Here is an 18370-nt window from a genome sequence, read left to right as displayed (position 1 = left end):
TAGGTCATTGCAGATTTTGGCAAAGCGCTACCTCAGTTGTTTTCTAAGTGATTATTGGGCGCCAGCAAGGTGTTCAACACTGTCATAACTATTGGGACAGATATCACGGGTGGTTCTTAATTTTCCGGTTCCTTCGGGAGCCTATCTCCCTTCTGTCCAGGCGGCGCATATTGACTAATCTTACGGAGAAGACGTCTATGCAGCAAAATCAGAACAACGGCTCCGCTGATGGTTTATATATTGCGCTCATCAGTATTCATGGATTGATCCGTGGGCGCGATTTAGAACTGGGGCGAGATGCCGATACCGGCGGGCAAACCAAATATGTGGTGGATCTCGCCAATGCGCTAGTTCGGCAACCCGGCGTTGCTCGGGTCGATTTAATCACCCGGCGGGTTATCGATGAACGGCTTGATAGCAGTTACAGCGAAGAGCAGGAACCGTTGGAAGCCCCAGGGGCGCAGATCATCCGCATCGACTGTGGCCCCAGACAATACATTGCCAAAGAAAAACTCTGGGAACACCTCGATACCTTTTCTGACAACCTACTGCGATTCTTTCAGCAACAGCAGCGTATGCCAGATCTGCTTCACAGCCATTATGCCGATGCTGGCTATGTGGCAACTCAGATTAGCCATGTTCTCGGGATGCCTCTGGTACATACCGGCCACTCTTTAGGCCGTGATAAACGTAAACGCCTGATGGCATCGGGTATGCCTTCGTCTGAAGTGGAACAGAAATACAATATGCAGCGCCGCATTGAGGCGGAAGAACAGGTGCTGGCCAATGCTAATCTGGTGATCACCAGTACCCGTCAGGAGATTGAATCGCAGTACGAACTCTACGATTACTACTGCCCAGAGAGCATGCGGGTGATCCCGCCCGGCACCGATTTAAGCCAGTTTCATCCACCGCAGTTGGGAGAGGCTCAGCCCCAAATTGCCAGTGCCATTCGTCGCTTCCTGGATGAGCCGGATAAACCGATGATCCTAGCGCTGTCACGGCCCGATCCGCGCAAGAATATTGCCACACTGGTACGTGCCTATGGTGAATCGCCAGAGCTGCGCACCATGGCCAATCTGGTCATTGTGGCTGGGAATCGCGATGATATCCGAGAGATGAATGATGGTGCCCAAGAAGTCCTCACCGAATTGCTGGTGTTACTCGATTACTACGATCTGTATGGCAAACTGGCGTTGCCGAAAAAACATCTGCCCAGCGAAGTATCTGCCATTTACCGCATGGCCGCACGCTCTTGCGGTATTTTTATCAATCCGGCATTAACCGAGCCCTTTGGCCTGACATTACTGGAATCCGCCGCTACCGGGTTGCCCTTTATTGCCACTGAAAACGGTGGCCCGCAGGATATTGTGGAAAACTGTGAGACGGGCATTCTGGTCGATCCGTTAAGTGCCAACGATCTTGGTAAAGCCATGAAAACCCTGCTGCTGGACGGTGAGCTGTGGCGCAAATTTTCCGCCAATGGCATTAAAAATGTGGCGCTGAAATACTCTTGGGACGCCCATGCCCGCAGCTATTTAAAACAGATAAAACCGCTGGTGGAAGCCCATAAACCGCAGCAATTCTCGCCGGCTATTCTACGAGCTTCTCGCTTTGCTGACCGTTTGATAGTGTCGGATCTGGATAAAACCTTGCTGAGCAACCCCACTGGCTTGCGGGAATTTTGTCAGATGCTGCGGGAGCGTCGCAAACAGGTAGCGTTTGGGATTGCCACTGCTAGAAGGCTGGATTCGGTGCTGAAATTGCTGAAGAAATATCGGATCCCCAAACCGGATATCTTGATCTCCAGTCTGGGCTCTCAAATCCACTATGGCCGTGAGTTGGAAGTCAGTACCGATTGGGAGTCTCATGTGGATCATGACTGGAACCCACGGGCTATACGCCGCATTCTGCGTGACGTGCCCGGGCTGACACTGCAGGAAGATTCTGAACAGAGTAAGTTCAAAATCTCCTTTCATATTGATCCCTCAGAGCAGGGCATCCTCACCAAGGAAAAAATAGTGTCATTGCTGCGCCAAGAAGAACAGAGCGTCAATGTCTTTGTTTCTGCGGGACAAAATCTGGATATTACGCCCGCGCGAGTCTCCAAAGGGCTAGCGTTGCGTTATGTGGCACAAATTTGGGGGATTCCGTTGGAGCGGGTATTGGTGGCGGCTGGAGCTGGTACCGATGAAGATATGATCACCGGCAACACCTTATCGGTGGTGGTGCATAATCGCCAACATGAAACATTAGAAAATCAGCAAGAAGGGCACAATGTGTTTTTTGCGACCCAGCCTAATGCCCTGGGCATCTTGGAAGCGATTGAACATTACCATTTCTTTGATGAAATTCCCGGCGTAGAGGTGGCTTCCCCCGATGCCTGACATACTGCTGTGCACGGATTTAGACCGTACCCTATTGCCCAATGGCTTACAGGCTGAATCACCCCATGCTCGACGGTGGTTTGCTCGGGCGGTAAGTTATCCGGGCCTGCAGTTGGCTTATGTCAGTGGCCGAGATTTGACGCTGGTACTAAAGGCGATAGCCGACTATCAACTGCCGCAACCGGATTATATGGTCACTGATGTTGGTAGCAGGATTTATCAGCGTATTGGCAACGATTATCAGCCGTTATCCGGCTGGCAACAGCACATTGCCGAGGACTGGCCCGGTATTGACAGCCAAGATTTAGCGCCGTTGCTTACGCCGGCGCCGTTACAGTTGCAGTCTGCACAGCAACAGCAGCAGTATAAGCTCAGCTATCAGTGTGTTCCGGCCGCGGACATGGCGGCTGGCATGGCGCAGCTGGAGCAGCAATTACAGGCATTGCCAATCCGCTGGCAACTTATCGGCAGCGTGGATGAAACCCAAGACATAGGGTTAGTCGATTTGCTGCCCGACAGCGCTGGTAAGCGCCAGGCTATCGATTTTCTGGTGCAGTCATTGTCCTTGGCGCCATCGCAGGTTTTTTTCAGTGGCGACAGTGGGAATGATCTGGATGTGTTGATGAGTCCTTATCGCACGGTGCTGGTAAAAAATGCCACTGCCGAAGTGGTAACTAAGGCCTTGCAAGGCAGTAAGGCGCAGGGGAATCAGCATCATTTGTATCTGGCACAAGGGCTGCCGGAACTGGGGCTTAATGGCAATTACAGCGCGGGCATTGTGGAAGGGTTACTGCATTTCTTCCCAGAGTTGAAATCTTGGTTGACGGCAAAGAGGCAAGGCGATGAATGAATTATTACCTGTGTATATCTTCGGGGAGGTGTTGTATGACTGCTTCCCCGAAAATGCTCCTATGTTAGGCGGCGCACCTTTCAACGTCGCTTGGCATCTGCAGGCGTTTGATGTGGCGCCAGTGATGATAAGTGCGGTCGGTGATGATGCCTTGGGGAAGAATATTTGCCAGCAAATGCAGCAGTGGGGCTTGGACACCACACAGATCCAACAGGATCGACAACATCCAACCGGTACGGTTAATGTCACCATTGTTGATGCCGAACCTAGCTATGACATAGTGCTTAACGCTGCATATGATCATATCAGCGAGCAACAGTTACCGCAGATCATCGGTGAGCACTTTTTTTACCACGGCTCGCTGGCCGCGCGTTGTCCCGGCAGTAGAACCGCCCTGGAGCGTTTGCACGGATTGCCTGGGCAAAAAACCTTTATCGATGTCAACCTACGTGCGCCGTGGTGGGATAAAACCTGGCTGCGAACTATGGTTCATGGGGCCTACTGCGTAAAGCTGAATCAACATGAATTGGCGCAACTGGCTGCCCTTGACGACACGTCCAATGAACACTGTGATTTAGAAGAACTCGCGCTTAATTATCGGCTAACCAATAACATCACTCACCTGATTGTAACCCTCGGTGCCGCTGGGGCGTTCTTGGTGGATGAGACCGGCAATGTGGTCACGCCAGAACTGACACCGCAAACCAGCAATATTGTGGATACCGTGGGTGCGGGGGATGCGTTTTCGGCGGTTTTGCTGCTGGGAATGCTGCATCAGTGGGACTGGCGTACCACGCTTGAGCGGGCGCAACAGTTTGCGGGTTTCATTGTCGGGCAACAGGGGGCATTGTCAGATAATCCAGCCATTTATTGTGATTTCAAACGCCTTTGGGGCCTGATTTAATCCAGTAGCGAGGGCAAGAATATGTATGAAGAGGTATCTCATACCCTGCTGAACCGGATATTGGATGAGCTCAAACCTGCCATTGAGCCTAAAGATCTGCGTTTTTTTTACAGTCGTCTCGGTGCCAATTTTTACGGCATTTACAACTTATTCCAGCGGCTTTATGGCAACCGCCGTGACTTCGAGCAGCAGTTGGGACAACTGGTAGAAGTGATGGTGCGCAACTATATCGAGCGCAGTGCCACATTGAAGCAGGTAGATCGGCAGCGGGAGGCTGATCACAACTGGTTTTTGCATCAGCGCTGGGTGGGGATGGCGCTATATGCCAATGGCTTTGCGAAAAATCTCAGCGATTTATGTGACAAAGTGGACTATTTTGCAGAGCTCGGCGTTAATCTGGTGCACATTCTGCCAATTTGTGAATGCCCCTTGGGGAAGAGTGACGGCGGTTATGCGGTCAGTAATTTTCGCAAAGTGGATTCGCGCATGGGTACCAATGCCCAATTGCAACAGATAATCGATGGTCTGCATCGGCAATCCTCCTTGATTGCGCTGGATATTGTGGTCAATCACACCTCAGATCAACACGCCTGGGCAAAACAGGCGATGGCTGGCGATGCACGTTATCAGAATTATTTCTACATGTTCGATGACCGCACCATCCCTGACATGTTTGAGCAGACCATGCCGGAGATTTTTCCGGAAACGGATCCCGGTAATTTCAGCTGGAATGAGCAAGCGCAGAAATGGGTGATGACGGTGTTTCACAAATACCAATGGGATCTGAATTACAGCAATCCCGAGGTATTTATCGAGATGCTGGATGTGATCCTATATTGGGCCAATCACGGCGTGGACATTCTGCGTTTGGATGCAGTGGCATTTCTGTGGAAGAAAATTGGCAGTGCCTGTCAGAATGAAGCGGAAGCTCACAAGGTATTGCAGCTATTCAAAGATTGTTGCCAGGTGGTGGCACCCGGGGTGATTTTCATTGCGGAAGCGATTGTGTCGCCCTCGGAGATTATCAAATATTTCGGCGAAGATGCAGTGGTCGCCAAAGAGTGCGATATCGCCTACAACGCTACCTTTATGGCATTGCTGTGGGAAACTGTTGCCACCAAAAATGCCAAACTGCTAAATCAGGGGCTTAAGAGTTTGCCGATGAAGCTGGAGCGCGCTACTTGGCTCAACTATCTGCGTTGCCATGATGATATCGGTTTTGGCTTTGACGACCGCGATATTGCCAGTGTCGGCTATAACCCCGTAATGCACCGCAGGTTTCTGGTGGATTATTTCACTGGTGACTTTGAAAACAGCTCTGCTCGTGGTCGGCCATTTGGCAAAAATGATAAGACCGGAGATGCACGGATTTCCGGTTCGCTGGCTTCGCTAGTTGGGCTGCAAGCGGGAATTGAGTCTGGCGATGAACAGCTCATTCGCAACAGCCACAAACATATCATTATGTTACACAGTCTGATCATGTCATTTGGGGGGATCCCGTTGCTGTATTACGGCGATGAAGTGGCAACACTCAACGATTATAACTATGAGCGTGATACCGATAAATCCAGCGACAGCCGTTGGCTACACCGACCTACATTAGACTGGCAGAAAATGGCGCGGCGCCATCAGCCGGGAGCCCTTGAAAACCAGATCTTCAGCGACATGCAGCGGCTGATCAGCCTGCGTAAGCAAACGGATGCGTTTGCTGATTTTAACAATCGTGACTTACTGGAACTTGGTAACGATGCGGTGTTTGGGTATGTGCGATACAACTACATCAATCCATCCGAGAAAGTGGTGGTGATTGCTAACTTGTCAGCGGAACCGCAACGCATAGATCTGGAGCAACTGCGGCAAACGGCCTACGTGGAACCTACCATGTTGGAGGATCTATGGACTGAAGGCCCACCGTCTATTTTCTCCAACCAACTGGTGCTCAGTGGCTTCCGCTTCTATTGGTTGGTTCTGAATAGTTATCGGGCGAACAGCGCCCGCCGATAAGTAATCAATTATCAATTGACTGTATCCGGTAGAATTGTGGTAGATTGCCTGCTGTTTTTATATGCCATGGAGGCACTTAATGAAATCACATAAAAGTTTGGCCGTTGTGCTGTTAGGCGCATCTTTGCTGTTGGCGCCCCTCACTCACGCCGATGAGAACAATCGTCGAGCGCAGGTCGAGCAGTTGCTGTTAGAAATGCACATGGATACCACGCTCAACAGCATGTACGACCAGATGGAACAGATGCTGTTGAATATGCAAAAGCAGCTTAATATCAGCGAAGATGAAAAGCCCTTGTTTGAAGAGTTTGCGCATAAATACACCAAAATGATGCGTGAGGAACTGAGCTGGGACAAGATGAAGCAGCCGCTGGTGGATATCTATGTCAAGCATTACACTGACAAGGAAATTGCCGATATGGCCGCCTTTTATGCTAGCGAAAGCGGTCGCTCCATGGTGGCTAAAATGCCACAGGTGATGCAGGAAAGTATGGCAGCCTCGCAGTCTTTTATGGCATCCATATTGCCAAAGATGACTGAATTGCAAAAAGAGTTTGCCGAAAAACTCAAAGAAAGACGTAGCGAACATTCAGCTCACTGATCATCTGTTCATCGTTTGACTAAAAGCCGCAATTGCGGCTTTTTTTACCTCAGTTAGCATTACCGTGATTAAAATTTTGCAGGCAACAGATTTTAAACAATTCCTCTTGTGATAAAGTAAGCCCACTAATAAAAATATCCATTTGAATTAGCTAATATTTATTGCTTAACAGGACAAGCCTGCCGAGCCAGGTAATCATTAAAACAGGAGTTATCATGGAATACTTTTTAGAGCCGATCCGGCGTTATGCCGATTTTACCGGTCGCTGCCGTCGCCGCAATTTCTGGATGTATGTGCTGATCTACAACATTATTTCGCTGATCATTTCGGCAATTGATGTCGCGGGTAATTCCAAATGGTTGGGTATCGTTTACGGGTTGGTGTTACTGCTGCCATCGCTGGCGGTCACAGCGCGCCGTCTGCATGACACCGGCCGCAGTGGCTGGTGGCAGCTGCTATGGTTTATTCCGATTGTTGGCTGGATTGTGCTGATAGTTTTTCTGTGCCAAGACAGTGATACCGGTGAAAACGAGTATGGTAGCAATCCCAAAGCCTTGGATGTGGCGATTGAATAAGCCTGCCCAGTTCTTCAAAAGCAGACATCTGTCTGCTTTTTTTGTGGCTTAAAACGGTGACTGGTTAGACTTTTATACGCCTAGATGTCTATAATGCCCGTCCCCTCAACCGAGGGAACAATACTCGTCAACCTTCTGTGGTGCCCAGCAGATACCTGTTGGGATAATCGGGAAGCCGGTGTAATTCCGGCACTGCCCCCGCAACGGTAAATGGTGAGACAACGGCGCGTTTCTGCTAAATAGAGACGTTTAAAGCCGCTTGTCACGCAGCATTGCTGCATAGCCAAAGTCCGGAGACCGGCCCTGAAGGGATTTCGCTGATTTCGGTGGGCATATCGCGAAATGCGGCAGTGGCTATTGCTTCTGCCGTGGCATCTTGCCCCGTTCCCTTAAGGAGCTAAGGAAATGGGATTCAAACCTTCTTCTCTGGCGCTGCTTTGCAGCATCGCCATCAGCGGCACCGTCTATGCCGAACCCCAGAAAATTGATGACACTATCGTCGTGATTGGCCGTCAGGCAGAAACACCATTGGATATTGCCGCGAATGTTACCGTGATTGATGCTGCCGAGATTGAGCAAAGTGGTGTGACATCGCTGACTGAACTGCTACGGGGGCGCAGTGGCATTCAGGTGTCAGATAGCAACACCGGGCCAACGCTGGCAATGCGTGGCTTTAGTGGCACTCAAGCGGCGAATAACACCTTGATCCTGCTGGATGGCCGTCGCCTCAACAATATGGATATCGCGGCTGCCAGTCTTAGCGCCATACCGCTCAGTCAGATAGAGCGGGTAGAAATCCTCTCTGGCAGTGCTGGTGTGTTATATGGCGATCAGGCCGTGGGCGGAGTGATTAATATTGTCACCAAAGCACCGCAAGCCACGGGAGGAAATATGGCGTTGGCGGCTGGTAGTTTCAATACCGCAGAAGGTCGTGGCGATGTGGCGGGCAGCATCAGTGATAACTGGCGCTACTACCTGTCAGGGGCCTATAACCGCGGCGACAATTATCGTGATCACAATGCCAATCATACCGGCTCACTACTGGGACGACTGCAATACAGTACCGATGAACGGCAGTTTTTCGTTGAAGGCAGTTATTACGACAACAAACGTGAAAATCCCGGCGCATTGACTGAAGAGCAACTGCACAGTAACCCACGGCAGGCATCCATCTATCAGCCTGATGATTACCTTCATGAAATGACTGATGCCTGGCGCGCTCAGTTACAACAGAAGCTGGATACACATTGGCAGATGGTAGCTGACCTCAACTACAGTGACTCGCAGGTAAGTAGTGTCAACTACGGCAGTCGCGGCCAGAATAGCCGTTCATTGCTGGAATTCAACCCCAAATTCCTGGCGAATTACGCCACTAATGTGGGCAATCTGAAATGGGTGTTAGGCGCCGATCTGCATCGTGGCGAAGCCGATTATGATCTCACAAGCACCAACCGCAGCAACACGCAGACCATGACCAGTGCATACGCCCAAGCCACAGTACCGTTAACGCCAACATTGGAATATGTAGTGGGTGGCCGCTATGCCAAGGTGAAGGATGAACTGCATGACGCAGCCGTGTATGCCGATGGCACTGTGCTGGATGAACATGCTCATGCGCTGGAGTTGGGGGTCAACTATCGTCCCACCACCAGCCAGCGTTTTTATCTGCGGGCCGATCAAAATTTCCGCTTTGCTAAAGTCGATGAACAGGCTTATACCTCGCCAGGGGTTAAGGGCCTGAAACCACAAACCGGTGACTCGATAGAAGCCGGATGGGACTGGCAGGCGAGTACCCAGCAGCTGGGCGTGAAACTGTATCGGCTTAAGCTGGAAGATGAAATTGTCTATGACATGAGCGCTGCAAAACCTGTGGGTGGGCTGTTCGATGGTGCCAATGTTAATGCCGATAAATCCCGCCGCTATGGTGCCGATGTATCATGGGCCTGGCAACCGTTCAGTCTGTGGCAGTTAGGGGCCGAATACCACTATGTGGATGCCGAGTTCACCGCTGGGGCTAATGATGGTAAACAGCTGTCCTGGGTTGCCAAACATGCTGGCCGTGCTTACACCAGCATTGATATGACCAGTCACTGGCAGTTGTACCTAGAGGCGCAATACCTTGGTAAACGTTATATGGAAGGTGATGATGCCAACGAAGGGGCTCAGATTGACAGCTACTGGCTGGGTAATCTGGCGCTAAACTATCGCCGTAACGCCTGGCTAGCCAGCCTGCGTATCGACAATCTGTTTGACAAGGATTACGTCAGCTCCGGCTATTACAGCAGTTGGGGCAACGGTTACTATGTCGGTGACGGCTGCAACGTAAAAGCCAGCATCAGTTACCGCTTCTGAACCGACTCACGGTAACCCATAAAAAACCGGGCTTAATTGCCCGGTTTTTATTGGTAAATCACATAAAAATATGTTTTTTTATATGGAAAGATTGTTATTGACGCAAGCAGTCTTAGCCGTTTTGTACCACAATTCTTGAGATTTCAATACAATCCTGCAAGGCAAGTTTAAACGTCTAGCTAGCCTTAGTCCTTTGTAGAAACATTTCTTAGCAATTCTAAAATCCCTATAAGCAAACCTCATTCAACTTTCTGGAAGTAATGCAAACTCATATTTCCCTTTTGGAATATATTTTGCCCCACATGCTCTACAGCTAAAGATTTCAAGATTTCTTACTGTGAACTCAGAAACAACAATATCACTATTACAACGTTGACACTTAACATCGTAAGTGTTGCAATTCAATGTAATGTTTTTATTTGAATTATCTACTTTTACTGTGAATGTCGCCCTACATTCGCGATTACTGCATCTGTGGGTTTCTCCATCGCGCGCTTTCTGTAAGGAGAAAGCGATGTCTTGCTTACACACTGGGCATTGTTTAATGTCTATATTATTAAAACTGACCAAAAAGTTATTTCTGACATACTCTTCCAACTGCTCTGCAATATCTCGTACTTCCTCTTTTGTGTTTTTAGATTTAGCATTTGCAGCATTTTTAGGTTCAACTAGGTGTAGGAAGTTGCCTAGTTTATGGTAGGTTTTATCTAACCAACGCACAGACGGTAGTTTTTGTTCACCCAATAACATCCAATTTGATTTTGGTAGTTCCAGAGAATTCGGAAGATTGACTTCAACTGTGCAATCTGAGGCTGTCAAATTATCAAACTCAACCAACATTTTTAGTGCTTTATTGGGTCGCCAAGTTTCAACAATCGTGTTTGGTAAGCTATCAATGCCATGAAGAAGTTTTTGATAAACAATCGCTTCTATACAAAACCTAAGCTCAAGGCAAGCATAGACATGTTTTGCTGGATTATCAGAGTTGAGAAGCCCCTTTGCACGCTGCAAATGCTCATCTTTCTTGTATATTTGAAATACTGACATAATGATAAGTCCAAGTTGTATAGACCCCTGTGGTATTACTTAAAATTCGTAAAATTCAGAAGTACAACCAATCTTTAATTAACAGCCTAACGCCAGATATTTTATCCACTAGGCCGTCATCACCTAGTTATTTCCGGTTGCTTTTTAACATTCTACAGTTTACTTATTTCTCCCGATATTGTGAATATTGTCCCCTATCTACCAACATCTCATAATCTCTCATTCTCTGCAGCCAAATGGGTGAAAACCTATGGCAAGTGTTGATAGCTAAATGGGCTTGCTTGCCGGTTTTTTTATGCGCATGATGGAGCCATGCTGGCAATCATTGCAATGGAGATGCTTATGCTACCGCGTGTTGCCTTATCTCTTTTCTTGCTGTTGGGTTTGAGCGCCTGCTCAGAACCATCATTACCCTATCTTGGACCCACGGGGCGCATTTTGGCGTTTGGTGACAGCCTTACTGCCGGGAAAGGTGCAGCTAAAGATGAGGATTATCCGACACAGTTGGCTAAACTGTGTGGGTGCGAAGTGGTTAATGCCGGGGTTTCCGGCGAACAAACTGCCGAAGGTCGTAAAAGGTTGCCAGCGCTATTAGATGAAATGCAGCCGGATCTGCTGATTTTGCTCGAAGGTGGTAACGACATTTTACATGGTGTGCCACCACAGCAGATCCAAGATAACCTACAGCAGATGTTATTGGATGCGCAGAGCATGGCGGTACCGGTGTTGCTGATCTCTGTGCCACAGAAAAACGTTTTTCTGCAACCCGCGTCATTTTATAAAACGCTTGCAAAACAAAATGATAGTTTATTTATGAACGATGTGCTGAGTGGATTACTGTCTTCTCCAGCGTTGAAATCTGATGCCGTCCATTTGAATGCTGCAGGCTATCAACAGTTGGCGGCGGCGATCTACCGCAAGCTTCAACATGCCGGAGCTTTCTGATCGGCAATGACATGTCTAAAATCGTTGAAATGGGCTTGACCCTTGGGTGGCATTTGTGGGTAAATCTTTTGTAAAAAAATGGACCTCTCGTCCTGATAACAACAGGTTAAATTCTCTATGACAGATCTTGAGCAGCAAGTTTTCGCAGAGGTCAGGGCAATTATCGCCAATGAGGAGCAGGTGCTGGGTCGGCGTGCTACTTTGGTGCCGCTGAAGAAAGCGATTATTGCTGACGGTGATATTCGCAATGTCATTGATATCGTTTCTACCGATCCCGCCTTAGCTGCCCATCTGCTGTGGCGCAGTAATTGTGCTATGGCGCCATCGCTGCATCCTAACCGCAGTCTAAAAGATGCTTTGGTACGACTGGGACAGGTCAATATCTACCGTTATGCCTTTACCTTTTACCTCAAGGAAAAGCTGGATGAGCTGCCGCAGCCCTATCGTAAGTTGGTGCAGGGGTACTGGCGGCTGACGGAGGCTATTGCAACCGAAGCGGTAGATAGCTTGCATCAGATGCAGGGGGTGAGCATTGATGCTGATGAAGTGCAGACGCTGGCGTTATTCAGTGTGTTCGGGCAGGTTATCGCACTAACCGCTTTTGCTTACCTCAATGCCGAGCAGGATCAGTGTTTCCCGCTGAGCATTATCAAGAGTCTTATTGATACCCAGCAGAAATCGCTAACGCTGGGCGCCTTTGAGGCGCTAGGTCTGGATGATGAGCTACAGCACGAGTTTATGATTGCGCATAACTTACGCCAGACTCGTGATGCTAACTCTGCCGGTCTGGTGTTACGACGCATCTTGGCTCAACGTGGTTTGCTGCTGAATTCGCTCTAAAATGTTCGGCGCGTTGTTAGTGACTGTCTAGCGGGCTAACTGCTTCATCCGCCACCAATGTCAGCCAATGCTGGATCAGTTTGCTGTTGCTGGCATTGCGCCGATAAGCGCCGAACAGTGGTCGTCGCAACCCCTCTTTGCCAAGTCGCAGCGCTTTCAGGCTGAGTCCATGTGCCTCGCGCATTGACCAGTTTGGCAAAGCTGCTACCCCGTCATTGCACGCCAGCCGTTGTAACAGCACATTGGTTAAATCACTGGTTTTCTGTGGCCCTGGGGCGATGCCCGCAGGTTCGAGGAAATAGCGGAACAGATCCAGCCGCTCTAATGGCACCGGATAGCTGATAATCGGTTGTTTGAGTAATTGCTGTGGTAGTACATAGTCAAATTTTGCCAGTGGATGTGCGTTGCTGACCACTAACTTAACCTCAAATTCGAACAGATGCTGATAGGCGAGCGTGTGGCTGGCGACCGGATCCGATGTCAGCACTAAATCCAGTTCGCCTTGTTCCAACGCCTCAAGCGAATCAAACAGAAAACGGCTAGATAGATCCAGTCGTGCTTCTGGATATTTATGTTTGAAGGCCTCCATCGCTGGCATTAGCCAACGGAAACAGGAGTGACATTCAATCCCCACCCGTAATGGTCCGTGAGTACTATTGCTGCCTTGTTTCAGCAGATTTTCAGTTTCTTGCACTTTGGGCAGGATCTCCTCCGCTAGCAACAGCAGGCGCGTGCCTTCTTCGGTAAACGCCAGTGGTTTGCTTTTGCGAATAAACACCGAAGAGTTAATACGGGTTTCCAGTTCTTTAATCTGGTGAGACAGTGCCGACTGTGTCACAAAGCGTTTTTTGGCCGCTGCGGCCAGACTGCCACATTCTCTCAACGCTAATAGTGTCCACAAGTGCCTGAGTTCTATCATGCTCATCCCGTATGAATCTCGCTCATGTTGGTGTTGAAGCCAATTCGTTTGCCTAGCCAGAGACTATCACAATAAACTTCCAGACGTCTAGACGCCTAAATTGATTTGCTGTTTTTAGCGTCATCTGTCTATCGCAAGGAGTGAAGTTTGAGCATGACATTACATAATCTGGGGTTCCCCCGTATCGGCCGCCGCCGCGAATTGAAGTTTGCTCTGGAGCAGTATTGGCGTGGCGAACTGACACAACCACAGTTACTGACCGTAGCGGCTGAACTTAGGCGTACGCACTGGCAATGGCAGGCCGAAGCCGGGATTGACCTACTGCCAGTGGGCGACTTTGCTTATTACGATCAGGTGCTGACCTTAAGTGCAACCTTGGGGGTGATCCCGCCGCGTCATCGTCAGGGCGAGATTGATCTGGATACTTTATTTCGGGTAGCGCGAGGCCGTGCGCCCAGCGGTCAGCCAGCCGCTGCCGCCGAAATGACTAAATATTTCAACAGTAATTACCACTATTTGGTACCAGAGCTGACCGCAACGCAGCAGTTTAGTATTCGTTGGCCACAACTGTTTGAGGAAGTTCAGGAAGCTCAGGCGCTGGGGTATCAGGTAAAACCAGTTTTGCTGGGTCCGGTAACCTTTTTGCATCTGGCTAAAACCGTGGGTGAACCGTTTGATAAGCTGCAATTGTTGCCGTCATTACTGCAAAGCTATCAGCAGTTGTTGGCACAGTTTGCCGAATTAGGCGTTGAGTGGGTGCAGTTGGATGAACCAGCGCTGGCTCTGGAGTTAGCGCCAGACTGGCAACAGGCCTATGAAACCGCTTATGTAACGCTGCAAACCGTTCCGGTGAAACTGTTACTGGCAAGCTATTATGGCAGTGTGGCACACCATCAATCGCTGATTTCGGCGTTGCCAGTGGCGGGATTACATTTGGATTTGGTGACAGCACCGGAGCAACTAGCACCGTTTGCAGCAGCTTTGCGGCCAGCGCAGGTATTGTCGGCCGGAGTGATTAATGGTCGTAATGTCTGGGCGGCAGAGCTGGATCTGCTGGCACAAGCATTGGCACCCTATACTCAGCAATTAGGTGAGCGCTTATGGTTGGCACCGTCCTGTTCTCTGCTGCATACCCCGGTGGACCTGACACTGGAAACTGAGCTAGCGCCTGAGTTGAAATCCCGTTTGGCGTTTGCGCGGCAGAAGCTGACAGAGTTACAGCAGTTGCAACAATTGCTGCAGTATCCGACCAGTGAAGCGGCTCAGGCAATTATCGCGCATTGCCAGCAGCGGCGGGCACAGCAGGCAGCCGCCGTGGACGCTAAGGTTACTGCTCGTCTAGCAGCACTAGGTGCCGAGGACTTCAAGCGCCAAAGTGCGTTTTTACAGCGACAAGTGCAGCAACAGGCGACGTTACGCTTACCGTTATTACCCACTACCACCATAGGATCTTTTCCGCAGACCGCCGCGATTAGGCAGTTGCGTAACCGTTGGCGCAGTGGTGAGCTGGCTGACGTGGAATACACCCGTTTGCTGCAACAGATCACCTGCGACACTATTGAGCGTCAGTTGAAACTGGGACTGGATGTACTGGTGCATGGCGAAGCTGAGCGTAACGATATGGTGGAGTATTTTGGCGAGCAGTTGCAAGGGATCGGTTTTACCCGTTTTGGCTGGGTGCAAAGTTATGGTTCGCGTTGTGTTAAACCACCGTTGATCTATGGTGATGTCAGTCGGCCACAGCCGATGACGCTGGCCTGGGCTGAATATGCACAAAGTCTCACCGATAAACCGGTTAAAGGTATGCTGACCGGACCTGTCACGATTTTGCACTGGTCATTTGTGCGGGAAGATTTGCCCAAAGAAACCATCGCCTATCAGTTGGGGCTGGCTATTCGTGATGAAGTGGCGGATTTGCAGCAGGCGGGGATCCGCATTATCCAGATTGATGAACCGGCGTTCCGGGAGGGCTTACCGCTGAAACAGAGCGACTGGAAGACATATTTGGATTGGGCGGTGGCGGCGTTTCGTCTCAGCGCGTCAGTGGCGCGGGATGATACCCAAATCCACACCCATATGTGCTACAGCGAATTTAACGACACCATTGAAGCCATTGCCGCTATGGACGCCGACGTGATCACCATCGAGACCTCGCGCTCCCATATGGCACTGTTGGACGTATTCGAAGCATTCGACTATCCCAATGAAATTGGCCCCGGTGTTTATGATATTCACTCACCGAATATCCCTACGGTGGCAGAGATGGTGGCGCTGATGCAACAAGCGGCCAAACGCATCCCGCTGCGCCAGTTATGGGTAAACCCTGACTGCGGTTTGAAAACTCGCCGCTGGGACGAAGTGGAACCTGCGTTACGGCATATGGTGGCGGCGGCTCGCGAACTCAGACGACAGTTGGGCTAATGGTTAGTCGTTTCAGGTGAGCGACAATCCCAACAGGATCAAACCGATAGTGCCAAGGATGGTGAAGCTGGAAAACACAGTACCCAAGATGGGAAATACTTTCTGCCGGTCTTTTTGAAACAGGCCGGCAATACCTAAACCCAACGCCACCAGTGACAATAACACCAACCCAATAATCGCGAAGCCGATGGTCATTGCCGTACGACTGTTTTCATCCAGCCCACCTGGAGTGGTGTTTGCCAAGTTTCCGGCAATCACTAACGTGATAAAAATTAAGATGGCGGCCGCCAGACTGACGATAAAAGAACTAATCCCTAAACCTGAATGTGGACGATTCATGCCTGTTCCCTGCATTTCTTGTTTATCCTATTGAGAAATATACAAAAGGTTAACATCTGCTGTCACGGGTTATTTGTGACTATACTCAGGTCAGGTTATTGCTGGCCTGTTATGCTCAGGAGGATGTTATGAGTCATGTCTACAAGATTATTGAACTCACTGGTTCATCACCCATCAGCTCCGATGACGCCGTTAAAAATGCTATCGCTGCCGCCGCACAGTCGTTGCATAATCTGCGTTGGTTCGAAGTCATCGAGACCCGCGGTCATTTAGAAGCCGGGGTGATCGCGCACTGGCAGGTAACTGTAAAAGTAGGATTTACACTGGACGCTGCCGACTAACGGCTCTGTTCAGGCATCCCGCGGCAGCCCTTTTTGTACCGCACGTATCACGCGCTGCGTTTTACGCTGATGGGTGTCGTCCTCAGTTGTCGCCCGCAGTTGTCGCTGCAAGGCCCAATGCAGATGTTCCGCCAGCAGCTCGCTCGCCCCTTGCAGGCGTTGCTGTAATGCCTGAATAATCTGCTCACTGGCTGGGGCGTTGCCCAGTGCCACCGCAATATTGCGCTGCCAGCGTTCATAACCGATACGACGGATGGCGCTGCCTTCGGTATTCTGCAAAAAGGTGGCTTCATCCCAGTCCAACAAGGTCAGTAACTGCGGTTGTTGCAGTGACGTGCGGGTATAAAAATCGGCTTCTTGGCTCAGTGGTGCCTGACGATTTACTGGGCACACCAACTGACAATCGTCACAGCCATAGATACGGTTACCCAGCAATGGGCGCAGGTCTTCGGGGATCGCGCCCGACAGTTCAATGGTCAGGTAGGAAATACAGCGGCGCGCATCTACCGTATAAGGCGCGACGATAGCGCCGGTCGGGCAACTGGTGATACAGGCCACACAACTGCCACAACCCTCAGCCAGCGGAATATCTACCGGCAAGGGCAGATTGATAAGCAACTCTCCCAGAAAAAACCAGCTACCGGCCTCACGACTCAGTAACAACGAATGCTTGCCGGTCCAGCCAATACCGGCTTTGGCGGCTAGTGGCCGTTCCAATATCGGCGCGGAATCCACAAATGGCCGAAAACCACAATCGCCCAGATTGGCCTCAGCCAGTGCTTGGTTAATCTGTTCCCCGAGTTTTTTTAAACGGTTGCGTAGTAATTTGTGGTAATCGCGGCCACCGGCGTAGCGGGAGATATAGGCTAATTCTGGGTCGCTAAGATTACTGGCAAAACCCGCATCAGGCGGCAGGTAATCCATACGTACCGCGATGACTCTTAACGTGCCGGGGTGCAGCTCCTGTGGCCTTGCTCGCATCATGCCATGCTGCGCCATATAGTGCATTTCACCGTGAAACCCTGCGTCTAGCCACTGCTGTAGCTTGGGCTCTTCGGCGCTTAAGTCGATATCACAGATCCCCACTTTGGCAAAACCCAGCTGTTGGCCCCAGGTTTTGATATCTCGGGCCAACTGATTTAACCAGTGAGGATCTATGGCGGTAGTAGACATGGTGTTTGGACAGCGGTAAAAGACTGAGCCTGATGATACCAATACTCGCGGTGACTGCCTAATGTAGGACGCTGCCTTGTATGGCACTTGAGTGCTATACTGCCGCCCATTTTCTGGTTTTCGGAGTTTTTTATGAGTCAAGTCGATGCCCAGTATCGTGAGCAGGCCCACACTGCTGCCATCAATATCTGCGCTTCTGTATTGCCAATGGATAAATTGCCCGCAGGTTTGAAAGACGCCTATGACAGTCTGTTTGAAGAACTGCTGGCGGACAAAGATGCCCAGTTTGCTGAAGCGTGGGTAAATCTGCCTGCGAGTGCCAGTAAACTGCTACCAAGACCCTGTTTCCACGGTTTTTATATCGCAGCAGCCTGGTTGCAACTGAGCATGATTGGACAGCGGTTAGCCGAGCAGGCCGAAGGTGAACGAAGCATTGATGAGCAGGAATATGCAGGCGTTTATGCGCGGATTGCCAAAGAAGCGCTGCGGGAAAGTGTGCGTAAAATTAAAAAGGCGCGTACAGACAGGCGCTTACTCAATAGCGTGCGACAAGTGATAGGTTTGCCGCAGTAAAAAAGCCCCGTCATTGACGGGGCTGCTGTGTTCGCGGGCAATTAGCGCCGATAGACGTAAAAGTCAGGATAGTGTTGGTAATGATGGCTGTTTCCTTTT

General features: G+C 50.1%; 16 protein-coding genes and 1 riboswitch. Of the genes, 12 read left to right on the top strand and 4 right to left on the bottom strand.

The features are described from left to right. Positions 1 to 197: 197 nt before the first annotated feature. From J3L11_RS15190 to J3L11_RS15160, 7 genes are all read left to right on the top strand, one after another. Positions 198 to 2387, top strand: a complete 2190-nt coding sequence (locus J3L11_RS15190; RefSeq protein WP_207571564.1) for an HAD-IIB family hydrolase — start codon at positions 198 to 200, stop codon at positions 2385 to 2387. Next, a complete protein-coding gene (locus J3L11_RS15185; protein WP_207571563.1) occupies positions 2380 to 3237 on the top strand; it encodes an HAD family hydrolase in 858 nt (285 codons plus the stop codon). Before J3L11_RS15190 ends, J3L11_RS15185 begins: the two co-directional genes overlap by 8 nt. Beyond that, positions 3230 to 4141 (top strand): PfkB family carbohydrate kinase, encoded by a 912-nt coding sequence (locus J3L11_RS15180; protein WP_207571562.1) that lies wholly within the window; start codon positions 3230 to 3232, stop codon positions 4139 to 4141. The genes J3L11_RS15185 and J3L11_RS15180 overlap by 8 nt, the downstream gene beginning before the upstream one ends. A gap of 21 nt (positions 4142 to 4162) precedes the next feature. Further along, positions 4163 to 6145, top strand: a complete 1983-nt coding sequence (locus J3L11_RS15175) for an amylosucrase (protein WP_207571561.1) — start codon at positions 4163 to 4165, stop codon at positions 6143 to 6145. A 79-nt stretch (positions 6146 to 6224) separates the two neighbouring features. Next, on the top strand, positions 6225 to 6746 hold the full coding sequence (locus J3L11_RS15170) for a DUF2059 domain-containing protein (RefSeq protein ID WP_165900125.1): 522 nt from the start codon (positions 6225 to 6227) through the stop codon (positions 6744 to 6746). A gap of 215 nt (positions 6747 to 6961) precedes the next feature. Next, positions 6962 to 7321 (top strand): DUF805 domain-containing protein, encoded by a 360-nt coding sequence (locus tag J3L11_RS15165; protein ID WP_207571560.1) that lies wholly within the window; start codon positions 6962 to 6964, stop codon positions 7319 to 7321. Between the two features lie 121 nt (positions 7322 to 7442). After that, positions 7443 to 7642, top strand: a riboswitch (cobalamin riboswitch). Between the two features lie 84 nt (positions 7643 to 7726). After that, the gene (locus J3L11_RS15160) at positions 7727 to 9673 is read left to right on the top strand and encodes a TonB-dependent receptor (RefSeq protein WP_207571559.1); all 1947 of its coding nucleotides are present in this window, start codon (positions 7727 to 7729) and stop codon (positions 9671 to 9673) included. A gap of 243 nt (positions 9674 to 9916) precedes the next feature. Here J3L11_RS15160 and J3L11_RS15155 read toward each other — a convergent pair whose 3' ends face one another. After that, positions 9917 to 10720 carry a hypothetical protein gene (locus J3L11_RS15155; protein ID WP_207571558.1) on the bottom strand — a complete coding sequence of 268 codons (804 nt, stop codon included), beginning with the start codon at positions 10718 to 10720 and terminating at the stop codon, positions 9917 to 9919. 342 nt (positions 10721 to 11062) lie between these two features. On the opposite strand from J3L11_RS15155, the gene J3L11_RS15150 reads away from it, so the two are divergent. Together J3L11_RS15150 and J3L11_RS15145 are read left to right on the top strand one after the other, a co-directional pair. Further along, a complete protein-coding gene (locus J3L11_RS15150) occupies positions 11063 to 11665 on the top strand; it encodes a GDSL-type esterase/lipase family protein (RefSeq protein ID WP_242695279.1) in 603 nt (200 codons plus the stop codon). Between the two features lie 117 nt (positions 11666 to 11782). Continuing rightward, entirely contained in the window at positions 11783 to 12505 is a 723-nt protein-coding gene (locus tag J3L11_RS15145) for an HDOD domain-containing protein (RefSeq protein ID WP_133039276.1), read from the top strand. 16 nt (positions 12506 to 12521) lie between these two features. Here the strand turns inward: J3L11_RS15145 and J3L11_RS15140 are convergent, their stop codons facing one another. Continuing rightward, the gene (locus tag J3L11_RS15140; RefSeq protein WP_207571557.1) at positions 12522 to 13424 is read right to left on the bottom strand and encodes a LysR family transcriptional regulator; all 903 of its coding nucleotides are present in this window, start codon (positions 13422 to 13424) and stop codon (positions 12522 to 12524) included. A 153-nt stretch (positions 13425 to 13577) separates the two neighbouring features. Here J3L11_RS15140 and metE point away from each other — a divergent pair, with 153 nt between their 5' ends. Continuing rightward, positions 13578 to 15845 (top strand): 5-methyltetrahydropteroyltriglutamate--homocysteine S-methyltransferase, encoded by a 2268-nt coding sequence (gene metE / locus J3L11_RS15135; RefSeq protein ID WP_207571556.1) that lies wholly within the window; start codon positions 13578 to 13580, stop codon positions 15843 to 15845. Positions 15846 to 15857: 12 nt separating this feature from the next. On the opposite strand, the gene J3L11_RS15130 is transcribed toward metE, so the two are convergent. Beyond that, positions 15858 to 16184, bottom strand: a complete 327-nt coding sequence (locus J3L11_RS15130) for a hypothetical protein (RefSeq protein WP_207571555.1) — start codon at positions 16182 to 16184, stop codon at positions 15858 to 15860. A gap of 128 nt (positions 16185 to 16312) precedes the next feature. Here J3L11_RS15130 and J3L11_RS15125 point away from each other — a divergent pair, with 128 nt between their 5' ends. Further along, on the top strand, positions 16313 to 16525 hold the full coding sequence (locus J3L11_RS15125) for a dodecin (protein ID WP_133039273.1): 213 nt from the start codon (positions 16313 to 16315) through the stop codon (positions 16523 to 16525). 9 nt (positions 16526 to 16534) lie between these two features. Here the strand turns inward: J3L11_RS15125 and queG are convergent, their stop codons facing one another. Further along, positions 16535 to 17698 carry a tRNA epoxyqueuosine(34) reductase QueG gene (gene queG, locus J3L11_RS15120; protein WP_207571554.1) on the bottom strand — a complete coding sequence of 388 codons (1164 nt, stop codon included), beginning with the start codon at positions 17696 to 17698 and terminating at the stop codon, positions 16535 to 16537. Positions 17699 to 17830: 132 nt separating this feature from the next. Between queG and J3L11_RS15115 the strand changes: the two genes are divergently transcribed. After that, entirely contained in the window at positions 17831 to 18271 is a 441-nt protein-coding gene (locus J3L11_RS15115; RefSeq protein ID WP_207571553.1) for a DUF3069 domain-containing protein, read from the top strand. The last annotated feature ends 99 nt before the right edge of the window (positions 18272 to 18370 follow it).

Source organism: Shewanella sp. 4t3-1-2LB (assembly GCF_017368415.1).
In the GTDB taxonomy this organism is placed as follows: domain Bacteria; phylum Pseudomonadota; class Gammaproteobacteria; order Enterobacterales; family Shewanellaceae; genus Shewanella; species Shewanella fodinae.
This window is presented reverse-complemented; position numbering and strand designations above follow the sequence as displayed.